The 17,130-nt window shown below is 46.9% G+C and carries 15 protein-coding genes; all 15 read right to left on the bottom strand.

Features of this window, described 5'->3' with window-relative positions:
* Positions 1-9 precede the first annotated feature (9 nt).
* Positions 10-2,619, bottom strand: a complete 2,610-nt coding sequence (gene mutS, locus M1D67_RS09715) for a DNA mismatch repair protein MutS (RefSeq protein WP_025811445.1) — start codon at positions 2,617-2,619, stop codon at positions 10-12.
* 110 nt (positions 2,620-2,729) lie between these two features.
* Positions 2,730-3,278, bottom strand: coding sequence for an outer spore coat protein CotE (gene cotE / locus M1D67_RS09710; protein WP_020451464.1), 549 nt, complete (start codon positions 3,276-3,278; stop codon positions 2,730-2,732).
* 243 nt (positions 3,279-3,521) lie between these two features.
* Entirely contained in the window at positions 3,522-3,953 is a 432-nt protein-coding gene (ricA, locus tag M1D67_RS09705; protein WP_020451463.1) for a regulatory iron-sulfur-containing complex subunit RicA, read from the bottom strand.
* A gap of 1 nt (position 3,954) precedes the next feature.
* Positions 3,955-5,484, bottom strand: coding sequence for a tRNA (N6-isopentenyl adenosine(37)-C2)-methylthiotransferase MiaB (gene miaB, locus M1D67_RS09700; protein ID WP_020451462.1), 1,530 nt, complete (start codon positions 5,482-5,484; stop codon positions 3,955-3,957).
* A gap of 143 nt (positions 5,485-5,627) precedes the next feature.
* A complete protein-coding gene (locus M1D67_RS09695; protein ID WP_025811442.1) occupies positions 5,628-6,803 on the bottom strand; it encodes a glycine C-acetyltransferase in 1,176 nt (391 codons plus the stop codon).
* Positions 6,804-6,817: 14 nt separating this feature from the next.
* Positions 6,818-7,861, bottom strand: a complete 1,044-nt coding sequence (gene tdh / locus M1D67_RS09690) for an L-threonine 3-dehydrogenase (protein WP_103749103.1) — start codon at positions 7,859-7,861, stop codon at positions 6,818-6,820.
* A gap of 124 nt (positions 7,862-7,985) precedes the next feature.
* On the bottom strand, positions 7,986-8,906 hold the full coding sequence (locus M1D67_RS09685) for a dipeptidase (protein WP_025811438.1): 921 nt from the start codon (positions 8,904-8,906) through the stop codon (positions 7,986-7,988).
* Positions 8,907-9,011: 105 nt separating this feature from the next.
* Positions 9,012-9,272 carry a stage V sporulation protein SpoVS gene (gene spoVS / locus M1D67_RS09680; protein ID WP_003181955.1) on the bottom strand — a complete coding sequence of 87 codons (261 nt, stop codon included), beginning with the start codon at positions 9,270-9,272 and terminating at the stop codon, positions 9,012-9,014.
* A gap of 201 nt (positions 9,273-9,473) precedes the next feature.
* Positions 9,474-10,271 carry a TIGR00282 family metallophosphoesterase gene (locus M1D67_RS09675; protein ID WP_003181930.1) on the bottom strand — a complete coding sequence of 266 codons (798 nt, stop codon included), beginning with the start codon at positions 10,269-10,271 and terminating at the stop codon, positions 9,474-9,476.
* 86 nt (positions 10,272-10,357) lie between these two features.
* Positions 10,358-11,917, bottom strand: a complete 1,560-nt coding sequence (gene rny / locus M1D67_RS09670) for a ribonuclease Y (protein WP_020451457.1) — start codon at positions 11,915-11,917, stop codon at positions 10,358-10,360.
* Positions 11,918-12,258: 341 nt separating this feature from the next.
* Positions 12,259-13,305, bottom strand: a complete 1,047-nt coding sequence (gene recA / locus M1D67_RS09665; RefSeq protein ID WP_479831788.1) for a recombinase RecA — start codon at positions 13,303-13,305, stop codon at positions 12,259-12,261.
* A 168-nt stretch (positions 13,306-13,473) separates the two neighbouring features.
* Complete coding sequence (locus tag M1D67_RS09660) at positions 13,474-14,724, bottom strand: competence/damage-inducible protein A (RefSeq protein WP_020451455.1); 1,251 nt, start codon at positions 14,722-14,724, stop codon at positions 13,474-13,476.
* 19 nt (positions 14,725-14,743) lie between these two features.
* Positions 14,744-15,325, bottom strand: a complete 582-nt coding sequence (pgsA, locus tag M1D67_RS09655; RefSeq protein WP_003181921.1) for a CDP-diacylglycerol--glycerol-3-phosphate 3-phosphatidyltransferase — start codon at positions 15,323-15,325, stop codon at positions 14,744-14,746.
* Between the two features lie 66 nt (positions 15,326-15,391).
* Positions 15,392-16,294, bottom strand: a complete 903-nt coding sequence (locus M1D67_RS09650) for a helix-turn-helix domain-containing protein (RefSeq protein ID WP_199792124.1) — start codon at positions 16,292-16,294, stop codon at positions 15,392-15,394.
* A gap of 17 nt (positions 16,295-16,311) precedes the next feature.
* Positions 16,312-17,103: a YmfK family protein gene (locus tag M1D67_RS09645; RefSeq protein ID WP_003181917.1), complete on the bottom strand. Its 792-nt coding sequence runs from the start codon at positions 17,101-17,103 to the stop codon at positions 16,312-16,314.
* Positions 17,104-17,130 lie beyond the last annotated feature (27 nt).

The following is a 17,130-nucleotide window of genomic DNA, read 5'->3' as shown; positions in this document are numbered from 1 at the left end:
ACCTCTTTATTACTTTAATTTTTTTTGCAGCCTGTACAGTTCATTCATGACTTGTATAGGCGTCATATCGAGCAGATCCATCGTTTTAAATTCGGCTAAAACAGCCTGCTCTTTTTTGGAGAGCTTCGTCTCTTTTTCTTTCGGCTTGTCCGTTTCAAAAAATGACAGCTGGGCCGGTTGATCTGCAACAGTTGCCGCGACTTCTTCCGCCGCCTCTTTTACCGTATTCGGAGCCGTTGATGGAACCGCTTCTTTGGCGCCGGATTCAAGCTCTTTCAGGATCGTTTTCGCCCTGCTGATCAAACCGTCGGGTAATTCGGCAAGCTGCGCAACATGGATACCGTAGCTTTTATCTGCTGCGCCTTCTTTTATCTGGTGAAGGAATACGACCTTTCCTTCGTATTCTTCCGCACGAACGTGAACATTCTTCAAGTCGGCAAGCTTTTCTTCAAGGGTTGTCAGCTCGTGATAGTGAGTGGAAAATAAAGTCTTCGCGCCGATGTGCTCGTGAACGTACTCGATGATTGCCTGCGCAAGCGCCATTCCGTCGTAAGTGGACGTACCCCGGCCGATTTCGTCAAATAGAATCAAGCTGTTTTTCGTCGCATGGACGATCGCGTTTTTGGCTTCAAGCATTTCCACCATAAACGTGCTCTGCCCGGATATAAGATCATCCGCAGCACCGATTCTTGTAAAGATCTGATCAAAGATCGGCAGCACCGCTTTTTTGGCAGGAACAAAACAGCCGATCTGCGCCAAAATGGAGATCAGCGCCATCTGTCTCATATACGTGCTTTTCCCTGACATATTCGGCCCGGTGATTAAAAGCATCTGTCTGCCTTTGCCCATTTCGCAGCTATTCGGAACGTAAGACTGGCTGTCCATCACCTTTTCTACGACCGGATGCCGTCCGTCGGTCACCTGAACGACGTCCTCGGAAAACTCCGGTTTAACATAGTGGCGGTTTTCGCTGATCGTCGCAAAACATTGGAGCACATCAAGCTCGCTCATCATTTTTGCCAGCTGCTGCAGGCGCGGAATATATTCCTTCACCTTGCTGCGAAGCTCAGAAAACAGCTCATACTCCAGCTCGCAAATATTGTTTTCTGCTTCGAGAATCAGCGCTTCTTTTTCTTTCAGCTCCGGCGTGATATAGCGTTCTGCATTGGTCAGCGTCTGCTTCCGTTCATAGCGGCCTTCTTCAAGCAGATGGATGTTGGCTTTCGTCACTTCAATATAATAGCCGAACACCTTGTTAAAGCCGACTTTTAAAGAGCGGATTCCCGTGTACTCGCGTTCCTGCTGCTCAAGCCTTGCGATCCAGTCCTTTCCGTTCTTGCTTGCGTCCCTGTATTCATCCAGCTTCTCGTGATAGCCGTCTTTGATCAAGTTCCCCTCTTTTAATGAAAGCGGCGGATTCTCGTATAGCGCATCTTCCAAAAGATTCAAAAGATCGCCGCACGGATCGATTTTCTCGGCGCGCGCTTTTGCTTTCGGATGGTCGAGGGAGCCGACAAGCTGTTTGATGGCCGGCACTTGTTTCAGCGATTCCTTTAGCTGGATCAAATCTCGGGCATTGACGTTGCCGTAAGCGACCCTTCCGGCGAGCCGCTCGAGATCGTATACTTCCTTCAGCCGTTCGCGCAAATCTTCCCGCTCAAACAAATGGGCGATCAGCGTTTCGACGATTTCCTGGCGCTCTTCAATCTGTCCCTTTCTGATCAGCGGCCTGTCGATCCATTGCTTTAACAGCCGCCCTCCCATTGCCGTTTTCGTTTCATCCAAAAGCCAAAGAAGCGAGCCTTTTTTGTTTTTCGAACGGATCGTTTCCGTCAGCTCGAGATTGCGTTTCGAATACAAATCGATTTTCATCGCTTCTTCGAGCTCGTAAGCCTGAACGTTTTGAAGGTGGTCAAGGCTTCTTTTCTGCGTCCGCTTCAAGTAGACGTAAAGCCTCATAAACGTATCGACAAGCTCTTTGGACGCCAGTCCGTTCACAATGTCAGGCACTTCATCTGCTTGTTCATCCTCGAAAGAAATCGTGGCGCCGCAGCGCTCTTTCAGTAGCGCGACATCTTTCTCGTCAAAGTTGCGGCTGACGACGATTTCCCTTGCTCCGACAGAGTAAATCTCGGAAACGACATCATCAAGCCTTTCGATAATCGTCACTAAGTTCTCGCCCGTCGTCAAATCAGAAAAAGCGAGCCCGTATGTATGCTGAAATTCACTGACAGAGGCGATAAAGTTGTTTTCATTTTCATGAATTCCTTTTCCGTCCATCACGGTGCCGGGTGTGATCAGCTGCACGACCTCCCTTTTGACGACTCCTTTGGCCGATTTAGGGTCCTCCACCTGCTCACAGATCGCGACTTTATAGCCTTTTTTAATGAGCTGTTCGATATATGAAGAGCATGAATGATAAGGAACCCCGCACATCGGGATTCTTTCGCTCGATCCACCGTCTCTGCTCGTCAGCGTGATTTCGAGTTCCTGAGACGCCTTTTTGGCATCTTCAAAAAACATTTCATAAAAGTCTCCAAGACGAAAAAATAAAAAGGCATCCTGATACTCTGCCTTAATCTTTAAATATTGCTGTATCATAGGCGTGTAGCCTGTCATATTTAATCCCTCACTATGTATAAACGTTTCTATTGATTCCAACACTCATTATACCATAAAGATTCATGCTGAAAAAAAAGAAACTAGGGCGGTGTTTCCCTAGCTTCCTTTTATTCTTCTGGATCTCCGACCAAAAACTCCGGATTGATATCCTCAAGTTCTTCATCAAGTTCTTCTTCCCACGCTTCTTCCTCATCGCTTTCCGTCCAATCAGAATTGACCTCAACGACGACCTTCGTCTCGCCGACAACCTCTGACAAAAATTCCCTTTCCGCCTGTACAACCACTTTGTTTCCGTTCGGAGAAATGGTCACTTCAAGGCAGTTCGGCTGCTGAAGCACCTTCGCAATCACTTCGTGTTCATCATCTAAGTAATTTTTGTCGCGATACCGGAGCTTAATAACATCAACATAGGAAACGCGTTCTGTCACAACTTCGGTTTTGGTGTTGTCCGCATATGAATACCAGACGTTGATATCATATGTCCCTTCAATTTCCACGGTTTTTCCGATTTTTTCGGCGTCATACTTATGATTGATAATCCAACCGCCTAAAATACTGGTTGGCTTTTGCGAAGGGGAGATTGTATGAGTGGACTGGGTGAATTTCCGGCCTTTCGCGACCACCGCTTTAGTAATAATTTCCCTGTATTCAGACATTCGGTCATGCCTCCTTGTTTTTCCTCGTATTATCCTATGCTGGGCATTCGTCTAATGTGCGTTCCTTGAGAAATCAAAATAACATCCCATATAATGAATCTGTTTAAGTGTATGCAGATAAAAGGATAAACTTGACTTAAATCAGAAAAGAAAAAGACAGACCGAAAACCGAATCTTTTCAATTAGCCGTCGCGGCGGGAAATTGCATTCAAAAAAACGACGCCTTTAAAAGGCGCCGCCAAATTATAGAGAACAACTCGGTGATGAATTTTTTACTCTTGAACCGGTCTCGCCTTTCAGCAGGTCTCCACCGGTTGATGTGATGATCTCGTTTGTCACTTGGTTTGATATTGTATGCGCGACGAGCTGAAGAAGGTCGTTGACTTCCATTTGGGAGTCTCTGAACTCTTGAATGATCGGGATCTCGTCAAGCTCTTCCTGAAGCGCGTCAATCTTTGCTTCCGTTTGTTTAAGCGCTTCGTGCTTTTCGTAATGTTTAAAGTTGACGGCTTGCTTTTGCAGGGCTTTGATTTGGTTGATTATGCCAGTTATTTTGGCATTCTCATTAATCTGTGCCTCCGCTTTTTTGAAAAAGTCGACTTCTTCCGTTTCGGCAATCATTTTTGCGAGCTCCCGCGCTTTTGCAACAATCTCTTTTTTCGTATAAAGCGTCACTTTATTTCACCTCGATTGCTTCTCCTACCATTTCTCCGTCAAGCGACCAAGTTTTCGCCTGGTGGATTTTCACGTTGACAAGCTGGCCGATCGCTTCTTTTGGTCCTTTGAAGTTAACAAGCTTGTTTTTCCGTGTATAGCCGGCAAGGATATCAGGGTTGTTTTTACTTTCACCCTCTACTAACACTTCGACAACCTGCCCCTCATATTCCTTCATTTTCTTCGCGGAAATTTCGTTGACCACTTCATTTAATCGCTGAAGCCGTTCTTTTTTCACGCGCATCGGAACATTGTCTTTCATTTTTGCAGCTGGCGTTCCTTCGCGAGGCGAGTAAATGAACGTATAGGCGCTGTCAAATTCAACTTCTCTGTATAAGGAAAGCGTTTCTTCAAATTGCTCATCAGTTTCGTTCGGGAAGCCGACGATAATGTCTGTTGTTAAAGACGCGTTCGGCATCGCTTTTTTAATTTTGGCGACAAGCTCGAGATAGCGTTCCCGGTCGTATTTGCGCGCCATCAGTTTCAAGACATCCGAGCTTCCGGACTGAACAGGCAGGTGGATGTGGTCCAGAAGGTTCCCGCCTTTTGCGAGCACCTCGATCAGATGATCGTCAAAATCACGCGGATGGCTTGTCGTGAAGCGGATTCGCGGAATATTGATTTTGCGGAGCTCATCCATCAAGTGTCCGAGTCCGTATTCCATATCCTCGAAATCTTTGCCGTAAGCGTTGACGTTCTGTCCGAGAAGCGTGATTTCTTTATAGCCTTCAGCCGCAAGTCGTCTCACTTCCTGAATGATTTCTTCGGGACGTCTGCTTCGTTCTTTTCCTCTTGTGTACGGCACGATGCAGTACGTACAGAACTTGTCGCAGCCGTACATGATGTTGACCCAGCCTTTAATTTTGCCGGTGCGGACTTTCGGAAGGTTTTCAATGACATCGCCTTCTTTAGACCACACTTCGATGACCATTTCTTTTGACAGATAAGCTTCTGACAAAAGTTCCGGCAAGCGGTGGATATTGTGTGTACCGAAAATCAGATCGACGAACGGATGTTTCTTTAAAATCCGGTTGACGACTGATTCTTCCTGGGACATACATCCGCATACGCCAAGGATCAAATCCGGATTGTCTTTTTTCAAAGCTTTTAAATGGCCGATTTCACCGAATACTTTGTTTTCCGCATTTTCGCGAATGGCGCATGTGTTTAACAGAATCACATTAGCGTCTTCAGTCGAATCCGTCGGCTCATAGCCGAGGGTCATGAAAATACCGGCCATGACTTCTGTATCGTGTTCATTCATCTGGCAGCCGTATGTGCGGATGTAGAACTTCCGTCCTTCACCCATCCCTTTGTACTGCTCGGAAATTTTAAAATCGCTATGGTATTTAACCTCTTCTTTGCCGCGTTTTTTCGCATCTTTTAAGGAAGGCGGAACATAAACAGCTTCGAAGTACTTGCTGTAATCCTTCTCGGATTTTTTGTCCGATGGATTGACCTGTCCGCTTTCAATGCGCTGTTTCTCATTCATGTTTTTGATCTCCTTTCAAACAAAGCTCCACTCTTCAGTATAAAGGTTCTCGGTTGTCAGCACAACCCAGAACCTATCATTGTACACTAACTGAAAATGATTATCAATGGTTATTTGCTTTGTTTAAAAAGAAATCGACGAGTTTAAAGCAGACCCGCTTTTTTGGCGCCGGTTTCAATGATTTCAAGGGCTTTATCAAGTTCTTCTTTCGAATGCTGGGCGGTCATGATCGTTCTGATCCGCGCTTTGCCTTTCGGGACGGTCGGAAATACAATAGCCTGGGCAAATAAACCGAGCTCGAAAAGCGTGCTTGAAAAGCGGCATGCCTCGGCTTCATCACCTATTAAAATCGGCGTGATCGGCGTTTCGCTCTTAATCAGCGGAAGGCCGATTTTTTCAAGCTCTTTTTTGAAGTACGAGGTATTGTCCCAAAGCTTTTTAATTAATGAAGGTTCCTCCATCAGCACATTGACCGCTTCAATGCATGCCGCAGTGACGGCCGGCGGATGGGAAGTACTGAAGAGAAACGGTCTGCCTTTATGCTTTAAATAGTCGATCAGCACCTTGGAACCGGCCGCATAGCCTCCTAAAACACCGATCGCCTTGCTGAGCGTGCCGACTTGAATGTGAACCTTCCCGTCCAGCCCGAAATGGTGAACCGTTCCGCGCCCGTTCTCGCCGAGAACGCCGGACGCATGCGCGTCGTCGACCATGACAAATGCGTCATACTGTTCAGCGAGCCGGACGATTTCGGGAAGCGGCGCGATGTCTCCGTCCATCGAAAACACGCCGTCTGTAACGATAAGCCGCATTCTGTAATTCATTGATTTTTTTAAAATCTTTTCTAAATCTTCCATGTCCGCATGCTGATATACTTTTTTGCCCGCTTTGGTAAGTCTGATGCCGTCAATGATGGAAGCATGGTTTAATTCGTCTGAGATGACGATATCATCTTTGGTGAGAATGCTTGAAAGAATGCCTTGATTTGCGGTGAAACCGGACTGGAATACGAGCGCAGCTTCAGTATTTTTAAATGAAGCGAGCTTCTTTTCGAGCTCATCATGCATGGTGAATGTTCCGGCTATTGTCCGGACCGATCCCGTTCCAGCTCCGTACCGTTTTACCGCCTCTTCGGCCGCTTTTTGGAGGCGCGGATGTGACGTCAACCCGAGATAGTTATTGGATGAAAGCTGAATGATGTCTTTTCCCTGCATTTTGACCGTTGATCCTTGCAGCGATTCGATGATCGGCAGTTCCTGAAAAGTTCCGTTTTCTTTCATTGTATCAAGCTCGGAAGCTAAAAAATTAAATTCTTTCATATCCATCTCTCCCTTCACGGTATCAATACGACTTTTCCGCATTGCCCTTTTCTCATCAGTTCAAAGCCTTTTTCAAACTCTTCCATCGGGAAACGGTGGGTGATGACAGGCTTGATTTGAATCGTACCGGACTGGAGAAGACCGCTGACCTGCCTCCACGTTTCAAACATTTTGCGGCCGGTAATTCCCTGAACCGTCAATCCTTTAAAGACGATATCATTTGTCATGTCGATGCATACGGGATGCTCAGGCAGACTTAAGACATGCACCCGCCCTCCGTTCGCAGCCATTTTTAAACTTTGGCGGATGGCCGTCGGATGGCCTGACATTTCGCAAACCAAGTCCGCTCCTTCACCACCAGTTAAAGCGCTTACATTTTTGAGCGGATCTTCTTTTTCAACGGAGATGATATCGGTTGCCCCCATTTGCAATGCAAGGTCGAGCCTGTATTCGTTTTTATCGATGGCGATCACTTGTGACGCGCCTGACGCTTTTGCAACTGCCACGGCCATCAATCCGATCGGTCCGCAGCCGACGACAGCGACTTTCACTCCAGCTGTCATTCCCGTCAGAACCGTATGCACGGCGTTTCCGAGCGGTTCTTGAATAGAAGCGAGATCCTCAGGCATGCCGTCCGGATTTTTCCAAATGTTTGCGGCAGGCACTTTGACATATTCAGCAAAACAGCCGTCTGTATCGACACCGAGAATCAGCGTTTTTCTGCAGACATGCTCTTTTCCGGTTAAACACGGCAGGCACTTTCCGCAAATGATGTGCGTTTCTGCCGAAACATACTCCCCTTCTTGTACCGCAGTCACATTTTCCCCCACTAGTACAACCTCGCCGGAAAATTCGTGGCCAAACACATAAGGCGGTTTCACCCTGCTTTTCGCCCATTCATCCCAATTATAAATATGGACATCGGTTCCGCAAATCGATGCGGCTTTGACTTTGATCAGCACCTCGTGTTTGTCGATCTTCGGTATCGGGACGAGCTCGAAGCTGGCGCCCGGCTCCCCCGGCTTCTTGATAAGCGCTTTCATATTTCCGTCCAAGATGAACAGACCCCCTTTGCAAAATCGCTTTACAAAAGGATTGTAGCACGATAATTCATATTGGTAAACATCTGTGTCCTCCTGATAAAAACAGATGAACACCCTCTGAAAAATGTATGATATTTTTTTAAAATGGGATGCGGCTGAAGAAATTTTGAAAGAGAAATCCGTCGACTTGACTTGGTGTATATGAGCGCTGCAACGCTTCGATCAGATTCCCGTAATCTTTGTGGGCTTCCAGACCCGGAATGACCCGGTCGATGCCGTCAAAATCAGATCCGAATCCGATATGCCGCTCGCCTCCCAAAGAGCAGACATGGTCAATATGTGAGAGGATATCTTTGATCACAGGCGTTTTTCCGTTTCTCACGAATTCAGGGACAAATGTCAAGCCGATGACGCCGTTCTTTTCAATAAGCGCTTTGATTTGATCGTCTTTTAAATTTCTCGGATGAGGGCAAAGGCTGTGCACATTCGAATGAGAGGCGATCGGATACGCTGCCGTTTCAACCGCACCCCAAAAGCTTTTCTCTGATAAATGGGAGAGATCGGTCCATGCCCGGTTTTTGTTCGCCTTGCGAATCAGCCTTTCCCCATAAGAAGTCAAACCTGCGTTTCTTTCTTCTAAAGCGCCGTCTGCGAACGTATTGGCCCAGTTCCACGTCAGGCCGAAACTTCTGACTCCGAGCTGAAAAAAGATGTCAAACAGCCTTAAGTTTTTTGAGATCGGCTCACAGCCTTCCATTGTTAGAATGATGCCGGTTTCATCGCTTTTGAGCTTGTCGATATCGGCTTTATGTTTGATCAGTTTGATCCGCTTGTACTTTGCAATTTTTTCGTGAAACAGCCGGATCTGCACGAGCGCCATTTCAAGCCTTATTGTGTCGGGTACGGTTTCGGGCAGAAAAATCGCCAGACACTGCACTTTCGCCTTTCCGTTTAACAGAGCCTGAACCGGCGTTTGAAGCGACGGGTCACTGTACTCATTAAGCTTCGGATTTTTCCAGAGCTTCAGCAGCAAATCAGAATGGGCATCAAAAATTTTCACGTTCATCCTCTCCCGGCTGCATTTTTCAAAAACGGCTAAACCAAAAACAACCCGCTTACGTGAAAGTAAGCAGGTTGAAGCATTTGAAAAAGAGTGATTTTTCTATCAGCGAGGCTCTACGATTAGCTTAATCGCTGTTCGTTCTTCACCGTCAATTTGAATGTCCGTAAACGCCGGAATGCAAATCAGATCGACACCGCTCGGTGCTACAAATCCCCGTGCAATCGCTACCGCTTTAACAGCCTGATTTAATGCTCCGGCTCCGATTGCTTGAATTTCTGCAGCTCCTCGTTCCCTCAAGACTCCTGCGAGCGCACCTGCGACCGAGTTTGGATTTGATTTTGCTGAAACCTTTAATATTTCCATTCCTGCTCCCCCTTAAGTTTACAATGGATAAGTGAGTGTTCATTAGAACAATCATTATTAGATGTTGCTATTTTCAAAGCCATCCCCTTTTAATTGCTTTTCAAAAATAGCAGGGTACCTTCCATTTTTACTATATTCACTATAGGACCGGGATATTCCTGCTTTCCTTTTAATATTTTTCTAAAATGATTTTCTGTTCAGTCATTCAAAAAACATGTGGTCATCATTAATTAATATCCGGTCAATTTTAACGGCTTTCTTGCTCTGTTCGTCAATGTCAATGACAACTCCGCTCAGTGTTGTGCGGCCTTCGGCAATCTCAAAACGAACGGGCAGGCTCGTTTTAAATCGCTTGATAATCGTCTCGCGGTCGACGCCGAGAATCCCGTCGTAAGGCCCTGTCATCCCTACGTCTGTTATATATGCCGTGCCTTTCGGAAGAATGCGGTTGTCAGCTGTCTGAACATGCGTATGCGTTCCGACAACTGCTGACACGCGGCCGTCCGTATACCAGCCGATCGCCTGCTTTTCGCTTGTCGCTTCGGCATGAAAATCGATAAAGATGAACGGTGTTCTTTTTGACGCTTCTTCTATTAATTCATCAGCTTTTCGAAAAGGGCAATCGATCGCAGGCAGAAATGTGCGGCCTTGCAAATTGATCACAGCCAGTTCCTTCGAACCGTTTGTTTTTATGTATGTGATGCCTTTTCCAGGCGTGCCTTCGGGAAAATTGGCGGGTCTGACGATCTGCGGCGCATCATCAATAAAATCAAATATTTCCCTTTTATCCCATGTGTGGTTTCCCATTGTGAGAACGTCGGCTCCCGCTTGAATGAGCTGGTGGTATATTTTTTCGGTAATGCCTTTTCCGTGTGCGGCGTTTTCTCCGTTGACGATGACGGCGTTCGGTTTATATTTCAGCTTCAGCTTCGGCAAATAGGTTTTGATCATGTCTCTGCCGGGCGAACCGACAACATCTCCAATAAATAAAATTCTCATAATTTGACCCTTTCTTTTTTAAAATAGGTTTTAATCATAGTGTTACACAAGGAAACAAAAAAATAAAGTGGCGCATGCGCACCACTTTATTTTGCGTATTCAACGGCTCTCGTTTCCCTGATCACGGTTACCTTGATGTGTCCAGGGTAGTCAAGCTCGTCCTCGATTCGTTTTCGAATATCACGCGCCAAACGATGGGCTTCAAGATCGTTGATTGAGTCAGGTTTGACCATGATCCGCACCTCTCGTCCCGCTTGTATCGCGAATGATTTTTCAACACCTTCGTACGATTCAGAGATTTCTTCCAGCTTTTCAAGCCTGCGAATATAGTTTTCGAGCGTTTCGCTTCTTGCGCCTGGTCTTGCGGCGGACAGCGCATCGGCTGCGGCCACGAGCACGGCGATGATGGAAGTCGGCTCCTGATCTCCGTGGTGAGATGCGATACTGTTGATGACAACTGGATGCTCTTTATACTTAGTGGCCAGTTCCACACCGATTTCAACGTGGCTTCCTTCCACCTCATGGTCAATCGCTTTCCCGATATCATGAAGAAGTCCTGCCCTTTTTGCGAGCGTCACGTCTTCCCCGAGCTCTGAAGCCATCAGGCCTGTCAGAAACGCCACTTCCATTGAATGTTTCAGTACATTCTGTCCGTAGCTCGTTCTGAACTTCAAGCGGCCGAGGATTTTGATTAAATCGGGATGAAGACCGTGAACTCCAACTTCAAACGTCGTCTGTTCACCCATTTCGCGGATGTAATCATCCACTTCACGGCGGGATTTCTCAACCATTTCTTCGATTCTGGCAGGATGAATGCGGCCATCCTGAACGAGTTTATCAAGAGCGATCCTGGCTGTTTCACGCCTGATCGGATCAAATCCTGAAAGGATAACGGCTTCCGGCGTATCGTCGATGATCAGATCGATCCCCGTCAATGTTTCCAATGTACGGATATTACGTCCTTCACGTCCGATAATGCGGCCTTTCATCTCATCATTTGGAAGGTTGACAACTGAAACCGTCGTCTCGGCCACATGATCTGCCGCACAGCGCTGTAAAGCCAATGAAAGAATATTTTTCGCTTTTTTATCAGCCTCTTCTTTCGCTCGATTTTCACTTTCTTTCGTCATGATCGCGATGTCATGGGAAAGCTCGTTTTCAACCCGTTCCAGAATGATTTGCTTCGCTTCATCTCGCGTCAGACTTGAAATACGCTCCAACTCTGACTGCTGCATACGAATCATTTCATCCACTTTGCTTTCCATCTCTTCAATATGTTGTTGTCGTTCATTCAGAGAATGATCTTTCTTCTCCAACATCGCTTCCCGTTTATCTAATGATTCATCTTTTCGGTCAAGGTTCTCTTCCTTTTGAAGTAAACGGTTTTCTTGTTTTTGAAGCTCATTTCGTCTTTCACGAACTTCTTGTTCAGCTTCTATCCGAAGCGTATGAATCTCGTCCTTTGCTTCAAGAAGGGCTTCTTTTTTCAACGCTTCAGCATCCCGCTTTGCGTCTCCAAGAATTTGTTCGGCTGCATTTCGCGCACCTGAAATTTTTGCTTCGGCAATGATTTTACGAACATAGTAGCCAACAACTAAACAGAATAGGCTCAGCAAAATGGAGATGAGAATTGCTAAAGGATTCATAACTTTCACCTCCTCTTGCTATGAACTTGTCTTGCTAAAAGTAAGTGTCGGCATGTACATTGTACTTCTTCTCAACATACAGAACCTTCACAGGGAGTGAAGCGGCTTCACAGCCCTTGTCAAGTTTAAATGTTTATCAATCATGTTAAGAAAAACAAGTGATACAATTTCATTGTAATTGTGTGGGAAATACTTGTCAAGCTTACGGTCTTAACGTTTCCGGATTAAACGCCTTTTCAAACGGTGCGGATGAAGGTGATGGACAAAGGAGCTGCGTCTGAATGCGCAGATGAAAGGAAAAGGCTGCCGATCGGGCCGGCAGCCTTTGACATGTTTCATGATTAAAATTCGAGTTCTTCTTGAGCTTGGGCCGCGTCTTCCTGAGCAGGAGCAACGCCTCCAGTGTCCAAACCGTAGTGCTCCCGGATCTGCTCTTGAATCATCAAAAGGATGTCCTTGTTTTCTTTCAGGAACTGTTTGGCATTTTCACGGCCTTGTCCAAGACGTTCCTCCTGATAAGAGTACCATGCACCGCTCTTCTGAACGATGTCAAGCTCTGTTCCGAGATCGATGATTTCCCCTTCTTTTGAAATCCCTTCCCCGTACATAATGTCCACTTCGGCAGTCCGGAATGGAGGGGCCACTTTGTTTTTCACGACTTTGATTTTCGTCTTGTTCCCCATGACATCGTTGCCTTGTTTCAGCTGCTCTGCGCGGCGCACTTCAAGGCGGACAGAAGAGTAGAATTTCAGCGCTCTTCCGCCTGGCGTCGTCTCAGGATTTCCAAACATGACGCCGACTTTTTCACGAATCTGGTTAATAAAGATCGCGATGGTCTTCGATTTATTGATCGCTCCGGAAAGCTTACGAAGCGCTTGAGACATCAGTCTGGCCTGCAAACCGACGTGGGAATCCCCCATATCTCCTTCGATTTCAGCTTTCGGCACAAGCGCTGCCACAGAGTCGATGACAACGATATCCACCGCTCCGCTTCTGACAAGAGCTTCGGCGATTTCAAGCGCCTGCTCGCCCGTATCAGGCTGTGACAGCAAAAGCTCATCAATGTTGACGCCCAGCTTTTGTGCATAGACGGGGTCGAGCGCGTGCTCGGCGTCGATAAACGCCGCCTGTCCGCCCTGCTGCTGAACTTCGGCAATCGCATGAAGCGCCACCGTCGTTTTACCGGAGCTTTCAGGCCCGTATACTTCAATAATCCGGCCGCGCGGGTATCCGCCCACTCCAAGAGCCGTGTCGAGCGCTAAAGAACCGCTCGGAACTGTTGAAATTCTCGTTTCAGTTTGTTCGCCGAGTTTCATAATCGAACCTTTACCAAACTGCTTTTCTATTTGTTTAAGCGCCATATCTAAGGCTGCCTGACGATCACTCATTCTATTTTCCTCCTTTATCACTTCCGCTATATCTACTATACCTTGTTTGCGCGGATTTGCCAAGAAAAAAGCGAACGCATATTCGATTTTTTTAAGAGAAAAAAATCGATCCCCTAAAATGGAATGACTTTTTTCATAAGAAAGATATACCGAAAATTCGGTTTCCGCTTATTTTTCCATCATTTTCAGCAACAGATGGCAGCCGTATTTGGCAGAACGCTTTCGCACCGCAGACCTGGATCCGGCGAACTGAAATTCGAACGCTTCTTCAGCCTGGTCCTTCACGGAGATGCCGATAAACACCTTTCCTGCCGGATGGCCTTCTTGCGTATTCGGCCCGGCTACTCCAGTAAAGCTGATGCCGATATCGCTTCCTGTTTTGACTCTGATGCCTGCGGCGAGCTCTTTTGCGCATTGCGCGCTGACCGCACCGTAGCGCTGCAGCGTGTCTTCAGCAACGCCGGCCGCTGAAACTTTCAATTCGTTTGTGTAGCAGACGGCGCCGCCTTTGAAATATTCGGAAGCGCCGCTCATTTCCGTCAGCCAGGTGGAAAAAAGCCCGCCTGTAAAGCTTTCCGCAGCGGCCAAGGTCATTCCCTTGCTCCTGCATGCTTTCGCAAGCTCTTCTGCAAGAGATGTATCATCATACCCGTAAAAGAACTCTCCGACCCGCTCCAGGATGAGGTCTTCCGTTTCTTTTAACAAGCGGTTTGTCTCCTTCGGATCCGCATGCTTTGCCGTGAGCCTGAGCGTGACTTCCCCGTCGGCCGCAAGCGGGGCGATTGTCGGATTAGTCTGCGCATCGATGAGATCTTCCAAATCGGTTTCAAGCTGGGATTCTCCGATGCCGAAGAACCGCAGCACCCTTGACACGATCTTTTCCTTCGAGCCGAGCTTTTCCAAAATCAGCGGCTTCGCTTCGTTTTCAAACATCGGCTCCAGCTCTTTCGGAGGTCCCGGCAAGAGCATATAAAAGCGCGATTCATGCTCAAGCAGCATTCCCGGAGCCATCCCGAAGCGGTTCGGCAGAACATCGGATCCTTCGAGGATCAACGCCTGTTTGCGGTTGTTCGGCGACATCTCCCGGTTCGTTTTTCTGAAGTAATCCTGAATCGATTCGAAGGCTTCATCGTCGAGCTTAAGAGGGCGCCCGACAACTTCAGCGATCGTTTCTTTTGTCAAATCGTCTTTCGTCGGTCCGAGGCCTCCCGAAAAAATGATGAAGTCAGACCTTTTCTGAGCTGTCTGAATGACTTGTTTAAGGCGTTCCGGGTTATCTCCCACCGCCGTGTGATAAAATACGTTAATGCCGATTTCGGCCAAATGCCTGCTGATAAACTGAGCATTTGTATTAGCGATTTGTCCGAGCAGAAGCTCAGAACCGACAGCGATAATTTCCGCTTTTCTTTCCAACTTCATTGTTTCCACTTCCCCACGTTTAGTTCGATGTTTTTAAAGCATCCCAGTTTTTAGCGAAATAATCCCATCCTGATACGACTGTGAAAAAGACAGCCACCCATAAAGCAAGCGATCCGAACGGGAAGGATACAAGCTCAAATGGAAGATTGTGAAGCAAAAGAGCAGAGATGGCGATGATCTGAGCCCATGTTTTCACTTTTCCAAGCATGTTGGCCGCGACGACTTCCCCTGTTCCCGCAAGGACGAGCCGCAGTCCCGTTACGGCAAATTCCCGGCTGATAATGACAATGGCCATCCAGGCCGGAGCAAGATGGTAATGCACCAGAATAATTAAAGCGGAAGACACGAGCAGCTTGTCTGCAAGCGGGTCAAGAAATTTTCCAAAGTTTGTTACAAGGTTCAGCTTTCTCGCGTAATAGCCGTCAACCCAATCGGTGACAGAAGCAAAAATAAACAACAGTGCGCCGATCAAATGGGTGACCGGAATCGACTCGCTGCCGAAGGAGACAGCCCCCCACTGAAACGGCACAAGCATGATGACCATAAAAACAGGAATTAATGCGATTCTAGAAAGCGTGATTTTATTCGGTAGATTAAACATAAAGGTTCCTCCAGATATGTATGTTTTCCTAATGATGATGAACGCAAGAAAAAGTCATCTGTACAATTAAGATGACTTTTCCTCCTTTTTATTTTGAATCGTTATGTTTTGTGTCATCACAGTCTTAGGATCGAGCTTGTAAGAAAGAACTTCTCCGTTGATTTTAATTTCAACGCCCGGCGCATATCCGATCCGCAAATCAATTTGCGATTGATCGGTAATATTCTTTTGAAAGGTTTCTCCTTTTTCCATCATTCCTTCTTTAAGGGAGCTTCCTTTCTCGTCGCGCACCCTGACCCATGAGTTTGCGTTTGCCTTTACTTCAAGCTCCAGCTTGTCGGATCCTGATACTTCATAAGTTGTGGAAGAGCCTTCGCTTGCGGTCGCTTTCATGGTCAGCTTGTCGTTCTCATCAGACTGCTGATCCTTTTTTTCTTTGTCGCCTTCAGCGCTGTCTTTCTGCGCATCCGTGTTCTGTTGATTTCCCTTTGTCAGCGGGGAATCTTTTGAGACGTCATACTTGCTTTGCGATTCCTCTGTCTTAGGCTCTTCAGCCTGCTGGTTGCCTCCGCCGTTTACAGCCTGAACGATGACGTAAATGATCGCGATCACAACGATAACGCCGGCTGCCACAAGCAGGGTAGGCAAAAGTTCAAGCGCTTTTGAGGCAGACTTGGGCAGCTCTCTCTGCGGCTTGATTGAAGAAAGCTTCTCAGAAACCTCATCATTGTAAGAATTAGGGATATCTTTTTTAAACTCTTCAAACAAGAGCTCCGAGTCGAGGCCGACAGCTTCGGCGTACTGCTTGATAAAAGCCCGCACATAAAATTTTCCCGGAATGATATCATAGTTTCCTTCTTCAAGGGCCGTTAAATACCTTTTTTGGATCTTTGTGGCCGCCTGAAGATCGTCCAATGACATCCCTTTTTCCTCTCTGGCTTCTTTCAGCCGATTTCCTAGTTCAGTCACAACAAACACCTTCCATTTTAAAAATCAAAGCCGGAAAAACCTGAATGGTCAAACATCTGCGGTTCTTCAGCATGTTCATATGTAATCACCTCATCGGGGCTGTTACGCAATTCGATGATGTAATCAAAATCGTCCATCGTATATTCCGTATTTTGCACGAAAATGTCCGGATGCTCGACAACTTTGGTCGCCGGCAGCCGCATGATCTCACTGACGAGCTGCAAATGGCGTTCAGATCCTCTTCTCGTCGACACAATGCCGTCCAAAATGAAAACATTCTCCGGACTGTACTCATCGGCAATCAGCTGGCTTCTGATCGTTTGCTTCAGCAGTGTCGAAGAAACAAAAAGCCACCTTTTGCTTGCACAGACACTTGAAGCGACAATTGATTCCGTCTTGCCGACGCGGGGCATTCCCCTGATCCCGATCAGCTTGTGCCCGTCTTTTTTAAACAGCTCAGCCATAAAATCGACAAGCAAGCCAAGCTCGTCGCGTTCAAACCGGAACGTTTTTTTATCGTCTGCATCCCGCTGGATATAGCGGCCGTGCCTTACAGCGAGACGGTCACGAAGCTTCGGCTCGCGGAGCTTCGTCACTTTAATCGTATCCATCGTGTTCAGAATCGATTCCAGTCGCTTAATCTGATCTATATGACGGCATTTTAACAAGAGGCCTCTTCTTTGAGTATCGACGCCGTTAATGGTCACAATATTAATTGAAAGCATCCCCAATAAAGAGGATATATCTCCCAGAAGTCCGGGACGGTTGACTTGTATTTCATATTCTAAGTACCATTCGAGCTTTGCCAAATGATAACCTCCCTACCCATCATCGTG

The organism is Bacillus sp. PK6-025, assembly GCF_056530265.1.
Note: the sequence above shows the minus strand (reverse complement) of the source record. Positions and strands in the feature narration are given on the sequence as shown.